General features: G+C 43.4%; 10 protein-coding genes and 1 pseudogene. 3 read left to right on the top strand and 8 right to left on the bottom strand.

Annotated elements, in window-relative coordinates; genetic code table 11:
• Nucleotides 1-79: 79 nt before the first annotated feature.
• From DW173_RS16910 to DW173_RS16875, 8 genes are all read right to left on the bottom strand, one after another.
• Entirely contained in the window at nt 80-3,259 is a 3,180-nt protein-coding gene (locus tag DW173_RS16910) for a DUF4906 domain-containing protein (protein WP_120144851.1), read from the bottom strand.
• Between the two features lie 5 nt (nt 3,260-3,264).
• Nucleotides 3,265-5,727, bottom strand: a complete 2,463-nt coding sequence (locus DW173_RS16905) for a DUF4906 domain-containing protein (RefSeq protein WP_230296911.1) — start codon at nt 5,725-5,727, stop codon at nt 3,265-3,267.
• Between the two features lie 9 nt (nt 5,728-5,736).
• Nucleotides 5,737-6,879, bottom strand: a complete 1,143-nt coding sequence (locus tag DW173_RS16900) for a FimB/Mfa2 family fimbrial subunit (protein ID WP_120144850.1) — start codon at nt 6,877-6,879, stop codon at nt 5,737-5,739.
• A gap of 21 nt (nt 6,880-6,900) precedes the next feature.
• Nucleotides 6,901-8,289, bottom strand: coding sequence for a hypothetical protein (locus tag DW173_RS16895; RefSeq protein WP_120144849.1), 1,389 nt, complete (start codon nt 8,287-8,289; stop codon nt 6,901-6,903).
• Nucleotides 8,290-8,455: 166 nt separating this feature from the next.
• Nucleotides 8,456-9,796 (bottom strand): membrane lipoprotein lipid attachment site-containing protein, encoded by a 1,341-nt coding sequence (locus tag DW173_RS16890; protein WP_008645776.1) that lies wholly within the window; start codon nt 9,794-9,796, stop codon nt 8,456-8,458.
• 194 nt (nt 9,797-9,990) lie between these two features.
• Nucleotides 9,991-11,538: a DUF3868 domain-containing protein gene (locus DW173_RS16885; RefSeq protein ID WP_120144848.1), complete on the bottom strand. Its 1,548-nt coding sequence runs from the start codon at nt 11,536-11,538 to the stop codon at nt 9,991-9,993.
• A 10-nt stretch (nt 11,539-11,548) separates the two neighbouring features.
• The gene (locus DW173_RS16880) at nt 11,549-12,136 is read right to left on the bottom strand and encodes a DUF3575 domain-containing protein (RefSeq protein WP_004313482.1); all 588 of its coding nucleotides are present in this window, start codon (nt 12,134-12,136) and stop codon (nt 11,549-11,551) included.
• A 437-nt stretch (nt 12,137-12,573) separates the two neighbouring features.
• The gene (locus DW173_RS16875) at nt 12,574-13,752 is read right to left on the bottom strand and encodes a tyrosine-type recombinase/integrase (RefSeq protein WP_118219142.1); all 1,179 of its coding nucleotides are present in this window, start codon (nt 13,750-13,752) and stop codon (nt 12,574-12,576) included.
• Nucleotides 13,753-13,974: 222 nt separating this feature from the next.
• On the opposite strand from DW173_RS16875, the gene DW173_RS16870 reads away from it, so the two are divergent.
• The 3 genes and pseudogenes from DW173_RS16870 to DW173_RS24195 form a co-directional block, all read left to right on the top strand.
• Nucleotides 13,975-14,979: an aldo/keto reductase gene (locus tag DW173_RS16870; RefSeq protein WP_120144847.1), complete on the top strand. Its 1,005-nt coding sequence runs from the start codon at nt 13,975-13,977 to the stop codon at nt 14,977-14,979.
• Nucleotides 14,980-15,222: 243 nt separating this feature from the next.
• Nucleotides 15,223-16,422 carry a hypothetical protein gene (locus DW173_RS16865; protein WP_120144846.1) on the top strand — a complete coding sequence of 400 codons (1,200 nt, stop codon included), beginning with the start codon at nt 15,223-15,225 and terminating at the stop codon, nt 16,420-16,422.
• Between the two features lie 296 nt (nt 16,423-16,718).
• Nucleotides 16,719-17,003: pseudogene (locus DW173_RS24195) on the top strand (transposase); the annotation flags it as partial.
• Between the last annotated feature and the right edge of the window lie 116 nt (nt 17,004-17,119).

Here is a 17,119-nt window from a genome sequence, read left to right as displayed (position 1 = left end):
TAAATCTACCCCTGCACTGTTGTATGGCAAAGGTAGACTTATTAGAGAAATTATAAAATATCGATTGGCTTTGCTGTTGCTAATTCAACGGAATGTCTTTGATGCAACGTAGCCGATTTTTATCTGTAGAGGTTTTATTAGCACCTTCGTATATAGTAAGACCATAATTTACATCAATAAGACCACTCGTGGCTTTGTCTAGAGAGTATAAAGTAGAACTTTGTTCTGTGGAACTCCAATATCCATTACTGAGATAATTCGCCGCTTTTGCCTCGTATAACTTCTGAAAACCTGTTTCTGAAGAAAACCGTTCTAATTCGTGAGCGAATACTAAAATCATGGATAATTCTCGACTATTTGGCACGCGCCAACTTCCGGGCTCGTCTTTCCCGCTCTTACCTTTATAGGCATAACATCCGGTATTCATTGCTTTTGATGGGATATTCCAGCCTTGACTATTGGCAGTATTGAGTCTTCCGTTCGCTTCAGCCCAAGTCATTGTGATACTATTGGATTGTGGAGTACCTTCAGTGTCTTGAAGTATACTGCTTGCAGAGTTACTTTTCGTGTCGCCATCATTATATACGTCTGTAGGTGATACGATAAATCTTGGTGAAGAAAAAGAGGACACTAAAGTTTGGAGTGTGACGGTAGTAGTAGTCTTACTCGGCGGATAATTTTTTCTTCCGCGGAAAACTTTTTTACCTAATGGTTGGGAAGCATCTTTTTGAGGGTTCTCCGGGTCATATTCCGTACCTTTTGTAGAATAACTGTATAGGTCCAGTTCCTCATATAGCTCGGTTTTCCCTTCTGCAGTGGTTCTATCTGTGATTCCGTAAGGCAGAGTTGATAAATCTATCAGGGCATAGGTGTCTCCATTGTCTATATATGTGGTTACTTTGGTTCCTGTTTTTCTTTCTGGAGGAACAGGTATGTCTCTGACACAACGAACCCATTTCCAACTGTTTTTACCTGTGTTGCTGGAATACCAGCCTCCCCCCTCCATCATCCAACCGGTAGCTAGGGTTGCATTACGTTCCAATGCTAATGCGTTCGGGGCATCATAAATAATAGTTCCTGCGGAGGTCAGTATCCCGAATGCCTGATATGTGGATGGCAAATACCATTCAAATTCATTCTTTTCAGGATCATCCGGTAGATAATCTATCACACCGTTTCCGTTTTTATCTCTGTTTAAATCATGACAGAATCTTGCCTGGAAACTATTATAGTAATTATATTGATATAAATCTATATTACCATTGATTTTCCGCATAGGTGGAATGATGCTTTCTTGCCCATTATTAACAACATAGTTCTTAGGGTTTGTTGCTAAATTGAATGTTGCTTGCTTGCCGTTCATAAAACTGCGGTAGTTTGTCTCGGGATCTTCTCCTTCCTTCCATACATAATTGGTCATGACATTATAATATCCGGAGTACATGTAGAATGCTGTTGCTATTTCATCGTCAATTTGGAAATTATTCTCATTAAATGCATCAATGATGAGTCCCTCTGTGTATTGTCCATTCTCTATTTCACCGCCAAATAGACCGACATAATGTCCTTGTTTTTGCTTAATGGTATACTTCCCTTCTCGTTTTTGGGAGGTTCCTTCAGCGGTAATATCTTCGGTCGTTACTTTTACATAGAGAGTTCGTTCAGATACGAAATTGGTCGGCAGGTAGTTTGTAGCAGCATTATAAACCTTGTTTCTATCGAATTCGGGGTCTGTAATCACTCCATTCTCGTCAGTGATATACTCGTCTGCATATAGGTATAGTTTGAACCGTGTCGGTACGAAAATATTAGTTTCTATCTGGTTTGTGAGCACATTTGCGCCACCATTACGTACCACCTCCGTATAATTGGGGTATGCTGACAGTTGAAGCCAGTTTTCTGTTGCAGAGTTCATGTTGGCTAATTGCGTACATTGTGCATCCTTATAAATGCCGACAGTCACCTTACGCCCTTGTGCATAGATGATAACAGGCCGCCATCCGTAGTGAGCGTCAAAATATACATTGGTTTTTCCGGTTATTGTTCCAGTTCCGCTTCCGCTGCTTGTGGGATAGGAAGAGGATGAAAGATAAACTTTCTGGACGGCTGTGTAGGAGCGGATACGTCCGTCATTAAGATCTACAGAATTGATGATTGTTCGAAGATCATAGTAGCTGTTTATTTCCACATCGAAATTGTTTGTGTTGTTATTTCCAACGTATATCTGGTGAACTGTATAGAGCTTTCGGTCACTTTTAGAATATGACCACGCTTCGATATTTGTGCCGGCTTCGGGTGCTTTTCCCGATCCGTCAGTCACTTTCCGATATCTGTCTCTTTCTGATACTATATCTGATATGGTTCCTTGTTTATTTTGCGCAACATACCATTGCGATGTGAAGAAACCATCCGTGTCCTTGTCCGCATCCCCGAAAGCATTGTCGCTTTCCAGGTCTGCCATCGGGATATTGTCTATTACGTCTTTATCTGCTGATGCGGGATTGATACACAGTTTGGTTGGTACTTTGAGCAGTCTCATGCCTTCAAGCGTGTTTTCCGTGACATCGAATTTGTGCTTCAGTGTGATGCGTGATACCAGACGTTTGACTTCTATGCCACCGGAGAAACCATCAGGTGTGCCGTAAACAATCTCACCGTTGTCGCTATTTCCTGTTTTATTTACGCTGATACCTTTCGCGGCTCCGGCGTATGGGATTTCGCTCTCATTGGTTATCCGCGAATAATAGAGTCCGTTTCTGTTGTCGACATAGTCCAGTTGCAGGTTTTCAAGTTCCTTGATAGTCCGTACTTCCATCAGATTGCTCGCTACGGTTACTTTTTTGCCAAGTGCTACAATGTAGAGTGTCTGGTCAGTACCTACACGTAGCGTGACGTTTAATAGAGCCATTTCGTTTACCATCGTCACCTGGTCGGATACTTGCTGGGGCGAACCATGTATGGAGCCGTCACTATGAAACTGAAATAACCACAGATTATATAGCTCTGCCACCTCACCCGACCGCGTTTTTGTCAGAGACGCCTCTTTGAAGAATTCTACAGAGAAAGCATTATCAGTGGACATACTTCTCGATTGTAGTTCCTGCGGACTCGAAGCCGGAGGTATCTTAAAGCTAAGTTCTACTTTTACGCTTTCGCCTTCTTCTCCATTGCGGGAGGATGACAAAAGTTCTTCTCTGACACATGAGGTCAGAGCCATTATTGCCATTACTATGATTATGTTTGTTATTCTGTTTTTCATTGTCACTAATTATTTTGGTAATAAGAATCTGATGTTATCTCGCGATATCCCAAACTGCCTTTTTCGTTCATGTATACATGAAATACCAGTCCGATAACATCCGGCGTATTATTAGGGAGGATGTTCAGTTCCACGTCATATTCACGTTGGTTGTCATTTATAGTGGTGGCGATTGTGCTTTCTTCACCACGGGAAGCACCAAGATAGGTATATCGAACTTTAAGTTCAGCCCCTACAGGCATAGGTACGTCATCAGGAGTGAGTTTAATATGTATGGTATACTTGCCTCCCTCTTTTTTAATTCTATTATTATCTTCCAGATTATTGATACTTAGTTTTCCGCTGATGCTATATCCATTCTGTTTTATAGTGAAATAATAAGTATTCTCTTCACCAGTGAAGTGCATGGAAGTGAATTTTACTCCAAAAGTACGGTCTTCGTTTCTTGATTCTCTGCGCGCAATGTACGCTTTGGGAGTCTGGGTATAAGAACCTTCGATTTCGTGCGTCACTCCTATGGCTAAAGGCTTGAATGAGAAGTCATCGAAATCGATGGAGGTTCCTACGTGGTCTCCGCTCTTGATAAGTTCCATTTTCCAGTATGGCACGTTGCTGTCTATATAGAAAGGAAGTCCGTTGACGGCTGCCCCCTTATAGTCTACGGAAGTAGGAGGATTGATTGTTATACGAGCTTCAGGAATGCTGTTTCTTACGCAACGAACGGTATATCCTTGTCCGGGAGCGGCTGCGTCGAGTGCTGCTGCTGTCGGATTCCGGCTGTCGAAGGAGAATGCCTTGTTGCTTTCCGTGCTCCAATAGTTTCCCCTGTAATTATGGGAGGAAACCAGCACTCCGCTTTCATTGCGGTACTTGACGTTGGGTATCAGCAGTTCATGAAAAGAACGGTATCCATTATCATTTTTACTTTCTGCCCCGTTGGCTGCCTTCATCAATATGGCATATTCGGTAGAATTGGCCATGTGCCACTGTTGGTTGTCTACCTTCCCTTCCACACCTATCTGATGAGGGGATAATGCTGCCAGACGACAGGGATCTCCCTTACCCTGTGCTACCAGTTCGAGCGTATTCCCTGACGGGATATTGCTCGCATCCGTGATATAAGGGACATCATTCCAGCTACCGATACCCGTCACATTGAAATTTCCGGGATACCAAATTACATCGTTGGTCGTTTCAACAGCCGTCGGGGCAGTGAACTCCTGCTCTGTAGTAGCCGTAGCATCATTACCGGTAGCTATCAGGCTGCCGTATTTGAACAGGGCATCGTGGTAGGCGTCGCCTTTATATACTTTAAGTATGCCGGAATAAGCCGTGTAGTCACTCCACACATTGACATTCTTGTTGAAGTCCGCCTCCCGGTCACTCACGATGACCAGTCCTTCTACCGGAGCCCAATTAACCGCGATATTGTACAGTTTGACAGGTTCAATCACCACATAGATGCCTTTGCTGCCTATTTGCTTAATTGTAGCATACACATTGTAATTGGTATTACGAAGGAGCCTGAAATTAGCATCTCCTTCACGAAGCAGTATCTTGTACGTAGTGGGTATGCCCCCGTAGGTTGCGTTGATAAATATATAAGCGGCATAATCTGGGTCGGCGGCTTTTGTCTCGTCGTCTGCTCCATCCTTATAGAACGATTTTTCCGCAATAATGGCGGTAGGAAAGGGGTGGTACTGTTTGCCGTTGTACTCTTTGCCTCCCCCGGATGCGGAAATTGTAAATTCGGGACCGTTGAAAAGATTCAGATTGGTATTGTCGGTATCCTGTTGGTCTATCAGATAACTGTAACGCGGTATATTGCTAACCTGCACGTTGCTGATTTTTATTTCTTCCGTCACCGCATCGTCCTGTCGCAAAAACACGGATACTTGCGACATCACGCGGGGCATATCGATGCTTGCGGTTGTGGATGCTGTCGTGAAATCACCTTTGTATCTGCCGCCTTCCGAATTGTATACGGGGCGCAGTTGCGCCATTCCTTGTCCGGACGTCGTTCCCGGTTGAATCTTTATCTCTCCCAGATTGGCCAACGGCATATTGCCGGAGGTCAGCGCGCTGCTTTGCCAGTCGAACTCGATGCCGTCGATATCCGTACGCTTCGTCACGGCATTCAGTTTCTCCGTCAGTTCGGGCGTCTCGTTGATGATGGCGGCGAAAGAATATACTCCCGGGCTGACAGCAAGATTGAACAACCCGCTGTCGTCAACGTTCAGCGTCCCGTTGGAAGTGGTATAATTATTTAGTAATGTCTCATTCTGAAAGAGCATGAAACGCACTTTCTCTATGGTCACTCCCTCCACCACGCTGCCGGTAAGGGCTTTGGTTTTTATCTGTACGGTCACTTTCTCTGCTTCAGGCAGGTTCATCACAGCGGATTCTTTGGCGCAGCCCGACAGGAGCGCGGCCGCGGCCAATGCCAGTATTCTATATCTTATTCTCATTTTCATATCCTATTCAGCAGGTTTCACGTTCACAATTTCCCATTCTCCGATAAAGATTCTGATGTCCAGGTTGGGACCGATGCGTACTTCGACCGGATGTTCGTATATCCGGTCGAAATCGCTCTGCGATTGGTAGATATACGCTCCCGTGTCGGGGTTGCGTGCCTTGAACAGCATACTGACGATGTCAATCGGCTGTTCCGGAATCCTGCGTCCGCCGGGTGTCTCGATATATAAAAGCACCGGGCGGTCCATTGTCAGCCGCAATACCTTGATGTCGGCAGAGAGCGTGTTCGCGTCCATCAATGTCTTGAATGGAGAGTAGCGGACGGAGCGGGTGTACCCGTCAAATGTGTTGTCGGACTTATACCTCTCGTCGGTAGCAACCGCCCACAGTTTGAAGTCCGTATCCCGGTTCGCGGCGTGCGTGTCCCGGACTTCCGGCGTGAGATGTTCCAGTCCGCTTAAAGTGACTTTCAGTAGGTTGGTGTTGCGGATCAGTTCGATGCGGCGTGCGGTGACCACGCTGTTTTTAACTTCCACGGTTTCATAGGTATACATATCGCTTTGGGGATGGCGGGAGCCTGCCGCGCCATACCACAGGTCGTTTATCTCCTCTGCTTCCGGAACAAGTTCTTCGGGCAGTCCGGATGCCGTCCGGCATTTTAAGAACATATAGAGGTCGTCCGCCATTGTCGCTCCCAGCGTGACGTCTTTCCTTAAATTATGGCTTGCCGGATTTTTCATTTCTCCATGAAAATAAGTAGTGTTGTCTTTCTGCCCGTTATCCGCCCATGATATAATTCTGTATTTTCCCGGCGGCACTTTATCCAGATTCATCACATACTCGTCAGAGAGCTTTCCCCACGGGTTCGGTTTTGACACCGTCTGTATCTGTCCGTTTTGCAGGTAACTATATTCCAGTTTGTCTCCGTTGTCTGTCGCGTGGAGTTGAAGTATGCCCTCCGTGTCAAACAGGTACACGTGAATCCGCCGCACCTTTTCGCCGAAGAGATTGCCGTTGCCGGTATGATGGGTGAAGTAGAAATCGAGTCTGAGTCCCGAAAAGCAATCTTCCGTGTTCTCTTTGGTGCATCCTGCGAAAAGAGATGCAGTAATCAGGAGTATTCCTATGAAATATGTTTTATTCATTCTTTCTTTTATTTTCTCCGGTTAAAGTTCTACTTCCAAGTCTTTGTCTCTCCACTTGGAGACACGAAGCCCGAGTGCTAGATCTGCGCCTTCAGGTTCGGGCACGTGAGACGTCTGATCGAAATCTTTGATGATGGGATCTGACTCCGTCACTTTATCGCCATCGGTAATGCGAACGTCCAAACCCAATGACCATGGGGTGATAACGACATCATCAAGATCGAGGGAATAGCAATACCCCGGCTTAAATGCGTTGATAATTTCATTATTACTTTTGTCGCTGAATGCCCTGACCGTCAGCCAGCGTTTTATCTTATCGGTACTAAAGCCCATAATCAGATGAGGCATTCCGTCTTTGATTTGTTGCAAAGTAGCGTCTGCCGCCACCGATTGGGGAAAAAGATGAAAAGCGTTCACCTTTGTAGTCTCTGATGTTCTTGCGTCATACATATTGGACTGCTGTCCTCCTTTCTTGTATTCAGCTAAACCTGTGGTCATGTTCCAGTCGGAGATACCATCGTTTGTATTCTTTATGATAGTGGCGGCGTTGAGGCTCGGCTTGAAATAATTCATATAAAAATAGAATCCGGTTGGCGTGCTGTTGATATCGAAGCCGTCGGGGAAGGGCGACCGGATGAGCCGGACACGATAGGAATAGATAGCGGCAGCGGTAGCGTTCGTTCCGTATTTCTTCCTGAAATTCTCCCGCGCGCCTGCTTCGGCTACGGTGATATCGGCTTCGGTGAAGTTCTTGATTTTGTCTCTGCCTGCGGTTCCGTCCGTCCAGTCGAATGAAGCGCCTGTGGTTGCAGGGTTGGTGACCACGATTTCGCCCGGTATGATTTCAAACCGGCTCAATACGGGAGCCACTTCCACGATGGCTTTCACCTTGACGGAGAAAGGATCCGATTCCTCGGGGATGACGATAATTTCTTTGGTAACTCCTTCGTAAGGAATCTCTGTCCGGTTCATGGTAGGGGCGGGCGGGTCGTCCTGACTGCTCACCTGTAACTGGTTGATAAGCGGATTCTCCTCTTTAAACCGGTTTATCGTCACTTTCACGTATTGGGTTGTTACCGGAATCTTGGGTATGGAGAGTCTTGCCAATTCTCCGATGGCGGTATTCCTGATGCCTGCAATCTCTGCATCGGTGGCTGTATAGGTGAATATAGGAGCGGCTTCAAGAGATTGGTATAAATCGACTTTCAGCGTTTTTACCTCTGTGAAAGGCAATACATATTCTTTGCCGTCGTTGCCGGTGATGGGGTCGTCTACGGCTCTGGTGGAGACGCTGCCTAACGATAAATTAATTTGTAGCTCGATGCCGGAGGCTTCCGGTGAAGCAACGCGGCTCTCCTGGCTACAACCTGTCAGCATGGCAATCAACCCTACGAAAAAGACTTTTCTCATAATTCTGCATCAAAAAATGAATCTCATACTAACCGTTACAGGGTGCGGTTATCACCCGTTGCCGTCATTCTTTCCGGGGGAAGGGAGACGGCTTCGTGAAGGGAAGTGGTAATCAGCCACGTCCCCCCTTTTTTATGCGTCGTTTAACGTCCGGTAATGGTCGTAATTACCACTCGGGTTTCACGTTGACAATGGTCCACTCGGTGATCTTGACAAGAACGTCGAGGTCTTTGCCTACCGGTTCCGGATTCGGGTCTGTCGGGTCTATGGGTTCCGGTATTTCAGGACCAGCTGTATCGTTAGCGGTAACTTTCAGCTTGGCGGAATATTGATTGATATTAATATCGGCGGCATTCAGTACATATACTTTGCCGGCGTCGAAAGAGGTAACCAATGCATCCGCAGCTTTCAATGCACGGATTGTCAGCCATCGGGTGGAGGCTGTACCGCTAGTGGCAAGTTTCAGGACGAAGTGCGGCATACTTGTTTTTACATCGGTAGTGCTGGCGCCTGTGCCGTTTGTTGCTGTTTGAGGGAATAAATTGTATGCGATAACTTTGTCTGCTTCTACAGTGGTATCGAACATTTTTTCCATATCACCATCTATTTTATATTTATCCTTAGCAGCATCGTTCCAGTCACCTGTACCGTTGTTGGCATTTATGACCAGATTTCCACCTTTGGTGAGAGGAATATTATTCATATAATATCCGTCAATATCTGTAATCGTGTATGCAGCATCGTATTCATACGTGACGGTGTATGTGAAGCTCCATGGCGAAGGATCCGCAACTCCCGGATTTGCTTTTCTCCACGCTTCTTGAGCGGCTTTCTCTGCCGCTGCAATTGTGGCATCGCTTACATGGGCTTTAGCCTGGTCTTTTGTTCCGTTTGTAACTCCGGTTGGTAGTGTACCGCTTGTTGAACTATTCACCTTAATGTCTGATGCCTTGCCGTGAAACTCGAAACGTGACAATACAGGCGCCACGGAAACTTCGACACTGTAAAGGTCGTTCGTGCTGCCGTCTGTTCTTTCCCCTCCTGGTGTTTTCAATGTGATATCTTCAGGTGTACCACGATATTCCATCTTCGTGTATCCTATCTGCAAGTCATTGATGTCGGCAGCGCTCTTATCAACGTTCATATAAACGTTCACTTTAGTCGTAGCGCTGGGAATGTTGCTAATATTAACGGGTTTGCGGCCTGCAGCAGCGGCAGTCTGGTCGTCACCTTTTGCCGTAGCTACCTGCTCGGGTGTAAAGTCATACGTGCCAAGCGAAGCATCGGATGCGTTGAAATACTCGATGGTAATGTTTTGAATATTGCTTCTGACCGCTGTTATTGCTGTGGTCACTTCGTCATCGCTCATTCTCGTTTTAGGAGTAGCGACATCAAAAGAAAAATCGAGTGATTTCAGGTTCGTTGTTTCTTGGGTCACCTCGTTGTTCTCATTGGAGCAAGCGGAGAGAGTGGCGGCGAATAAAGCCATGAAAATAATTTTCTTCATTGTTTTTATAAATAAAATGTTTAATAATTGCGTCAGCTTTTGCTTTAGCTTTTGTTTTGCCCGTTTGATAGTTTGGTCCCTAAACAAACTATAGGTGAATGCTTACCTGTAGGAGGTTGTTTTTTGTTATGCTTTCCTGTTTTTTAAAAGTGTTTATAAATCAGTTATTTATCTCTGTTATTAATCTTTGTTGTTTATCTCTGCTGTTTTTTCTTTGACTGTTGTTGCCTGATAAGAATGGTATTCTCCTGTTTCTTTGTCATTTCTGCCAGATTTTGTTTGGCTTCCGGCAGTCCGGCTTCCGTTGCTTTGTTCAGGTGTGATGCTGCTTTGTCATAGTTGCCGCAAAGCATTTCCAGTACTCCCATTGTGTTGTGGTATTCGGGGATATCGAGTGATTTTTCTATTTTGCTCAAATATCGCTTGGCGTAGACCGTATCTTTGCGTGACAACGCGGCTGCTGCTGCATTCAGATTGGCGGTCACGTCGTCGGGATATAGTTTTACGGCAGTTTCGAACAGGTCGATAAATTCTTGTGATCCCTTTTCGTAGGTGTTGGCAACAAGGAACATCTCATTCAAGCTAAGGTTTTGCGGACGGCTTTTGAATACCTCTTTAGCCTGTTCGATGCTGAAATTTCTGACGTCAAAGTCAATCTTACAAATCGCTTTGCGAAGTAAGGGGCAGAACTCCCGGATGATGTATCTGTATGGCTCGCCGCCTTTCAGGTTCATCAATGTTTTTTTTCGCCTCACTTGGGCAGCGTAGTCACATTCGGCCGGGAAAGACTCGATGAACTCCAAAACTTCTTTACGATACGGCATTTGGGACGCCTCTACACATTCTTTGAGTCCGTCCCAGTTCTCACCCGCGAAAGCGACTTGGTATAAACTCCGCGGATAATCGAATTGTGAAGCCAAATAATCGGTCAGTGCTTTGGCCCGGCCTTCGGACAACCGTTGATTGTTGGACAGCAAGCCTTCCGGTGAAGCGTAGCCGATTACGTTGATCGCGCGGACTGTGACGTCCGGGTCGTCTTTTATCCCGGCAACGAGGTCGGTGACTTTCTTCAGTTCCTGCGGATTATTCATGTAATCGGGGCGGATGTCGGTCTTGTTTACAACGAAATCCAGAAAAGCCTCGCTGATGATTTCGCGTCTTTTTACCGGTTCGACGACAGGTTGCACGTATGCCATGCTGGGAGTTATTTCGTACGGCTCTATTATTTTCTCTAGCGTTATACGGTTGGCAAGCATGGTGATGCCTATCCTCCGCGCAGGATTGCCGCAGCCGCAAAGGTCTTCATACATATCCAGCTTTGCGTCCGCTATCCACGGATTGTATTTCACGGCTACGCTGTATGCAATTGTTTTTGCGTTCCCCGATTTGAATCCGGGGACGACTGCATACGGAGCTTCTGCGGCATACGCCGTTTTTTCCCGGTTACTCATCAAGGCGGTTTCCCGTCGGTACACGTTATAGTTTTCACGTCCTTTGACGACTACTTCGGGCAGGTCCAGTCTGTCGCCTGCCGCTACCAGAGTGGGAATCAGGCTGATCGAACGACGTGAATCTACGTTTACCCCGGAAATGTCGAAAGAGAGTTTCACGTACACTGAATCCCCTTCCTGTTGCAGGGACAGCGCCGTGACGTGTATTTTCCCGGAATACTCTTTTTGCTGTGCTGATGTGTTCGTGCAGAACAACAACACGATGACGAATAGCATATATTGTCTTTTCATGTTTGTTTGTCTATTTAAGGTAATATATCAGTGATATTCCCGCTTTCGTAGGACCGAAATAATTTCTGCTTTCTGTTCCGATTTTTTCGCCGCACTTTTGGCATTTGTACTTGTCATAGTGCAAGCGTGCATATCCGATTCCTAGATTGGCTTCAATACTCCATCGTATGCCTAGAAAGAAGTTGTAGCCGTATGAAATTCCCCCTCCGTAGCCATAGCCTTCGAAGCGGTATTCTTTAGAACCTTTACCGAATATGAGTGGCAAATCCTGTTGCGCAATATTATATTGGCTACCGAGAACGTGCACTCCGAGAAAGTGTCCGGAGAAGCGTTGGCATAGCCAGTAACGATATTCTATTTCGCCTAGCCAGTGGACTAGTTTTTTGTTGTTTTCAGCCGTTCCGTCAAGATTCCAGGGATTATAGCCACCGCCTAAATCGAGTGTGCTTCTTTTACCCAAACCTATTTCAAGACTAAGATTCGGGGTATAGGTATAACCTCCGTAAAGTAAATTTGTTTTTATGGCTATATCCTGCGCTCTCGAGTATGAAACGAGGAGGGTTAGGATGAGGAGGGTGAAAATACTTCTTATTTTCATTATATTTACTTGTTGATTATTTTTGTATGTGTTTTTTAAACTTGTACTATTTGCCTGTTTGTTTCGCTAATTGAAAAAAATGTAATATCTGGATATTCTTTCTCTTCAAAAGAGACGGAATAAAACTTGTATTATGTGCGTAATCGTCTTATAATTAGATGTGTAGTTGTGCGCTTGGCTGACGGAAAGTTCCTTTTATTTGTGAAATATGGGTAAATATATTTGCGGTAGCTTGAATTCATAGTGATCTGATTATTTTGAATATAGCTTAAATATTGTTTGAGAAATACTTGCGAGTAAAGATTTAAATTGTTTATTTTGCAAATAAATATTTTATTCCGTCTCTTTTGAAGAGAAAGAATTGCAGTGAACAATAATTTGTAAATCAATTGATTATGCATAGACTTTAATTCCATCTTGCAGTCCTGCATATATTCTTATATACCGGAAATCAGTTTGGCATTAGCATCATCAATCACGGACCTGTCAAGAGATGAGAGATATATTCGGGTTGTCTTTTCGCTATTATGTCCCATACTTTCACTGATGATTTGTGTAGATATACCTTTTTTCTTGGCTAGTGTAGCCCAACTATGGCGCGCCACGTATGAAGTCAAAGGTTTGGGAAGTCCCATGAAGCCGGAGATTTTCTTTAAATGAATATTATGAAGTCTCAAGGCACTATCATAATTCTGTGTACTTTCTGATAAAACAGGAAATAAGAAAGTTCCGTTACTGTAATGAGAGTATCTATCAATAATAGTTTTTAAGCATATTTCTAGTTTTATGCTAAGTTCTTGTCCGGTCTTATGGCGTCGGTAAATAATATATTCTCCTTGAATATTCTCTTTGGTTAGGTACGCCAGATCAATAAAAGCCATCCCTCGTGCATAAAAGCTGAACATAAACATATCGCGTGAAAAAGCCAATCGTGGTTTTGACGATAAATCCAATGTTTTAAATCTTGATATGACATCTTCGTCTATTGCCCGTTTGATGGTTTTATCATTGCCTACGAATACTTTTTTAAACGGATGCTTTTGTTCTGTATAGCTTTCTTCGACAGCTCTATTATAAATGGCTCTTAGGTTTCGCATATAGAATGAAATAGTATTATTACATATCTGCTGCTCTTTCAGATATCTTTCGTAGTCTGAAATAAGTTTAGGAGTCAGTTCTTCGAAAGAAATGTCAACTCCGTTTCTGAACCGGAGGAAACTTTTTACCGAAGCTATATATGATTTTGCGGTTCGGGGTTGGTTCTTGATATACAAATCATTTGTGACACTCTTGCTGAATACGGATAATAAGCTTTCACCTTGAATTTTTTTGAAAAGTTTGATGATGGTATCAATGTTGTTTTCACTTGTCAGAATGTGCTGAAGGTGTCGAATATCCCGGATGATGGAGTTTTCAATGAGCTGCAGTTCATATCTGCGCTGGTATTCGGCATTTGATATCGCAATTAGCGAACGCTTGTCATTCCACTCGTGTGAATGAATCTTATACGGAGTTGTTATCTCTCTGTATTCTTTATTCCTTGTCAACAGATAATAGATGGTTCCTTTCTTTTTCTTAATTGTTGATTCTCTGAATTTAACCTTGATAGTTATCATATTTTTCTATTTTTTTAGGTAACGTGGACTACCGGCTATTGTTTTTTGTAAGGGGTAGAACGGTTTTATATTTTTGTTTAATTGTCTCAAGTAAAGAGACTGTCAGGGTTGTTATGGAAATTTTATTTAAATAATGCTGCCGTAAAATTTAGGCTGGTTCAAAAGTATTATTAAAATATATTTTCCTTTCTTTGTGAAAGGAAAATATAAACATTCTGTTTTATGGAAAACTCTTTCAGTTATCAGCCGGCAGCCGGACGCTACGAACGGATGCCCTATAAATATTGTGGCAAGAGCGGCTTGCAGTTACCTTTAATCTCTTTGGGGTTGTGGCACAACTTCGGTAGTGTGGACAATTTCGATGTGGCAACCGACATGATTAAGTATGCATTCGATCATGGTGTTACTCATTTCGACCTGGCGAACAATTACGGCCCTCCTCCCGGAAGTGCTGAAACCAATTTCGGACGAATCTTGCGAGAGAACTTCCAGGGTTATCGGGATGAAATGATCATCTCTTCCAAAGCCGGTCATGAAATGTGGGCTGGCCCTTATGGCGGAAATAGCTCCCGTAAAAATCTGATGGCGAGCATTGACCAAAGTCTCCGCCGGACAGGATTGGAGTATTTTGATATCTTTTATAGCCATCGTTATGATGGAGTTACTCCGGTCGAAGAAACCATTCAGACATTGATTGACATTGTGAAACAAGGGAAAGCGCTGTATATCGGAATCTCCAAATATCCTCCCGAACAAGCACGTATGGCCTACGAAATGATGGCAAAAGCCGGTGTTCCCTGTCTCATCAGCCAGTATCGGTATAGTATGTTCGACCGTGAGGTGGAGGCGGAAACACTTCCGCTGGCAGCAGAATATGGTTCCGGTTTCATCGCCTTTTCTCCTTTGGCGCAAGGACTGTTGACAGATAAATACTTGAATGGTATTCCGGAAGGTTCTCGTGCCGCACGTTCTTCGGGTTTTCTCCAGCTTTCGCAAGTGACGCCTGAAAAGGTAGAAGCCGCCCGCCAGTTGAATGAAATAGCCCTCCGACGTGGACAAACACTTGCTGAAATGGCACTGGCATGGGTATTGAAAGACGAACGGATGACTTCGGTGATTGTGGGCGCAAGCTCTGTCAACCAGTTGGCCGACAATTTGAAAGCACTGGATCATTTGGAATTCACGGCAGATGAGTTGAAAGAGATCGAACAGATTTTACCTGAATAATTTCAGTCTGAATCGTATGCTGATTTCACCTTATTATTGAAAATGATAAGGTGAAGTCATCTATTTTAAGGATGCTCCTGTCCAGTCATATACATATTTCCAAGATTTAACCATGCGATTGCATCTCCTCTGGCTGCTGCTATTTTAAAATATTCAAAAGGTTTTTAAAGTCACTAGCATCTATATCATTTAATAACAAAAGAATGGAATATTATTGAGTAAAAAAACAGAAAAGTGTTAGGAATGCTCGAAAAAAATATATACATTCGTATAATATTCACCTTAAATACTTGTGATATGAAGCAATTAACTGTAGTATTCGCTCTGTTGTGTATTTTTGCTTGTAGTAGCGAAGATATTGTAAGTACCGTTGAGGAATCTGTAAAGCCGGCTAATGAAGTGGCTATACAAACTGTTAATTTGCTTGATAGCCTTGAAATTATGGATTATATTTATAGCATTATTGGACCGATGGCTAAGACACGATCAAATCTACCAGGGGGAGGGTATATTCTTCCTGATAATTGGGATTCTCAATTAACAGATGAACAGCGCGAATTGATCAGGAACTCTTTCCCACGACCTCTCTTTTCTGCTGAAAGGAATGCTTTAAGGAAATCGTTTCCTTTAGTTGAATATTCCAATACAGTTGTTATGAATTATCCGTCATCTGGATATAATTGTTTTGCCTATTCGTTGGGGTTTAATAATAAGTGGATAGAGTTTAGTACTTGGGATCAAGTAAGATATGGATATGAAAATGCGAGTTCCGTGTATCATGCCGCTTATGATTACATGAAAGGGGCAACCTCAATATCAAGATACTATCCTGTAGTTTGGGGTTGGGGAAATACCCCTCTGCATGCATCTCTTGGAGGTAGTCCCCATTGCGAGGCACCTTATTCTAAGATGGGGCGTATGTGGCTATTGTGGCACCTTGTAAGTGTGTTTTCTAATGGAATGTATGGAGTTCCTGTGGAAACCTATGGGGCAGTTTCTCCTACCCGTAGTCTAAGTGAAATAGATGCTAATGCAATGAAAGAAATAAGTGAGGATATTCACGAAAATATAATCTTCTCACCGGATGAGTTGATGATGATTGCTAGAAAAGTAAAAACATGTAGAGATAGTTCAAGGTTTGAATCTCTGTTTGATGAATGGAAGGAAGCATGGCATTACTCGCTTAGTAATAACACTGCTACTACAAGAAATTTACCTCAATATGCCGATTTAAAGGCTATGGGAAAAGAAATCATTCCATTATTGATTGAGAAGATGGTAACAGAAGAGGATAATTTCTTTGCAATAAGATTGTATGAAGATCTACAAGATAATCCTAATCTGATAATACGATATGCGAACGATGATCCACACCAACTTGAAGGATTACAACAAACAACCAAAAAAACTATAAAGAAGTGGTTAGAATATAATTCCAATTAAAGTTATCTTGGGAATGATAGGTTGTTGGATATTGCGTATACCTTTAAATTAAGAATATCGGCTCAAATTGGGCCGATATTTGAATATAAATATTCAAGAAATGGGATATCAATAATAATAGAGATAAGTCTGTTTTTAGGATCTTTTGCTGGAGTGTTTCTCGTTTGATTTTACTGTGAAAAACTTATTTGTAGTCTTAATCGAAAAATGAATTTTTGAGGTAAAGAAAATATGAATAATATTTCTCTGCTTTTGAAAGAACTGAATGTCATATGTGAGGATTATGAACGTAGGGAAAACTTACTGAATACTTTCAGTTCACATCGGATATGCATCGTATGATTTATACCATAAATACAGTTGAGGACTGTCATCATCAGATACGGAAAGTGACAAAAAAACAAGGGCGTGTTCCCTAACAACACCGCCCTTAAAAAACTGTTTTACCTCGCTTATCGCAATATATGTAAGAAATGGACCATGTCATACTGGCTAACTGGGGAGCTAGTGCACGACAACTGGCGATAAAATTTGTAGATAGGTTTAAAATGTTGCAATTTTACGTCCGTTGGGACGGGTAGTCCTGCTCCTTGGCGCTGGCCGTTCCCCGACCGATGAGATTGAATGAGAATAAAGCATACATAGTTTAATTTACACATCTCCCTGCCTGGTGAATGATTCCTCTTGTTCTTTTCTT

Origin of the sequence: Bacteroides sp. AM16-13, from assembly GCF_003602705.1 — a bacterium.
GTDB lineage: Bacteria > Bacteroidota > Bacteroidia > Bacteroidales > Bacteroidaceae > Bacteroides > Bacteroides xylanisolvens.
This window is presented reverse-complemented; position numbering and strand designations above follow the sequence as displayed.

Excerpts from the sequence above, each read along its gene's own strand:
- DW173_RS16870 (WP_120144847.1), top strand. The coding sequence starts at position 13,975 with ATGGAAAACTCTTTCAGTTATCAGCCGGCAGCCGGACGCTACGAACGG.
- DW173_RS16905 (WP_230296911.1), bottom strand. The coding sequence starts at position 5,727 with ATGAGAATAAGATATAGAATACTGGCATTGGCCGCGGCCGCGCTCCTG.
- DW173_RS16900 (WP_120144850.1), bottom strand. The coding sequence starts at position 6,879 with ATGAATAAAACATATTTCATAGGAATACTCCTGATTACTGCATCTCTT.
- DW173_RS16890 (WP_008645776.1), bottom strand. The coding sequence starts at position 9,796 with ATGAAGAAAATTATTTTCATGGCTTTATTCGCCGCCACTCTCTCCGCT.
- DW173_RS16910 (WP_120144851.1), bottom strand. The coding sequence starts at position 3,259 with ATGAAAAACAGAATAACAAACATAATCATAGTAATGGCAATAATGGCT.
- DW173_RS16885 (WP_120144848.1), bottom strand. The coding sequence starts at position 11,538 with ATGAAAAGACAATATATGCTATTCGTCATCGTGTTGTTGTTCTGCACG.
- DW173_RS16875 (WP_118219142.1), bottom strand. The coding sequence starts at position 13,752 with ATGATAACTATCAAGGTTAAATTCAGAGAATCAACAATTAAGAAAAAG.
- DW173_RS16880 (WP_004313482.1), bottom strand. The coding sequence starts at position 12,136 with ATGAAAATAAGAAGTATTTTCACCCTCCTCATCCTAACCCTCCTCGTT.
- DW173_RS16895 (WP_120144849.1), bottom strand. The coding sequence starts at position 8,289 with ATGAGAAAAGTCTTTTTCGTAGGGTTGATTGCCATGCTGACAGGTTGT.
- DW173_RS16865 (WP_120144846.1), top strand. The coding sequence starts at position 15,223 with ATGCTCGAAAAAAATATATACATTCGTATAATATTCACCTTAAATACT.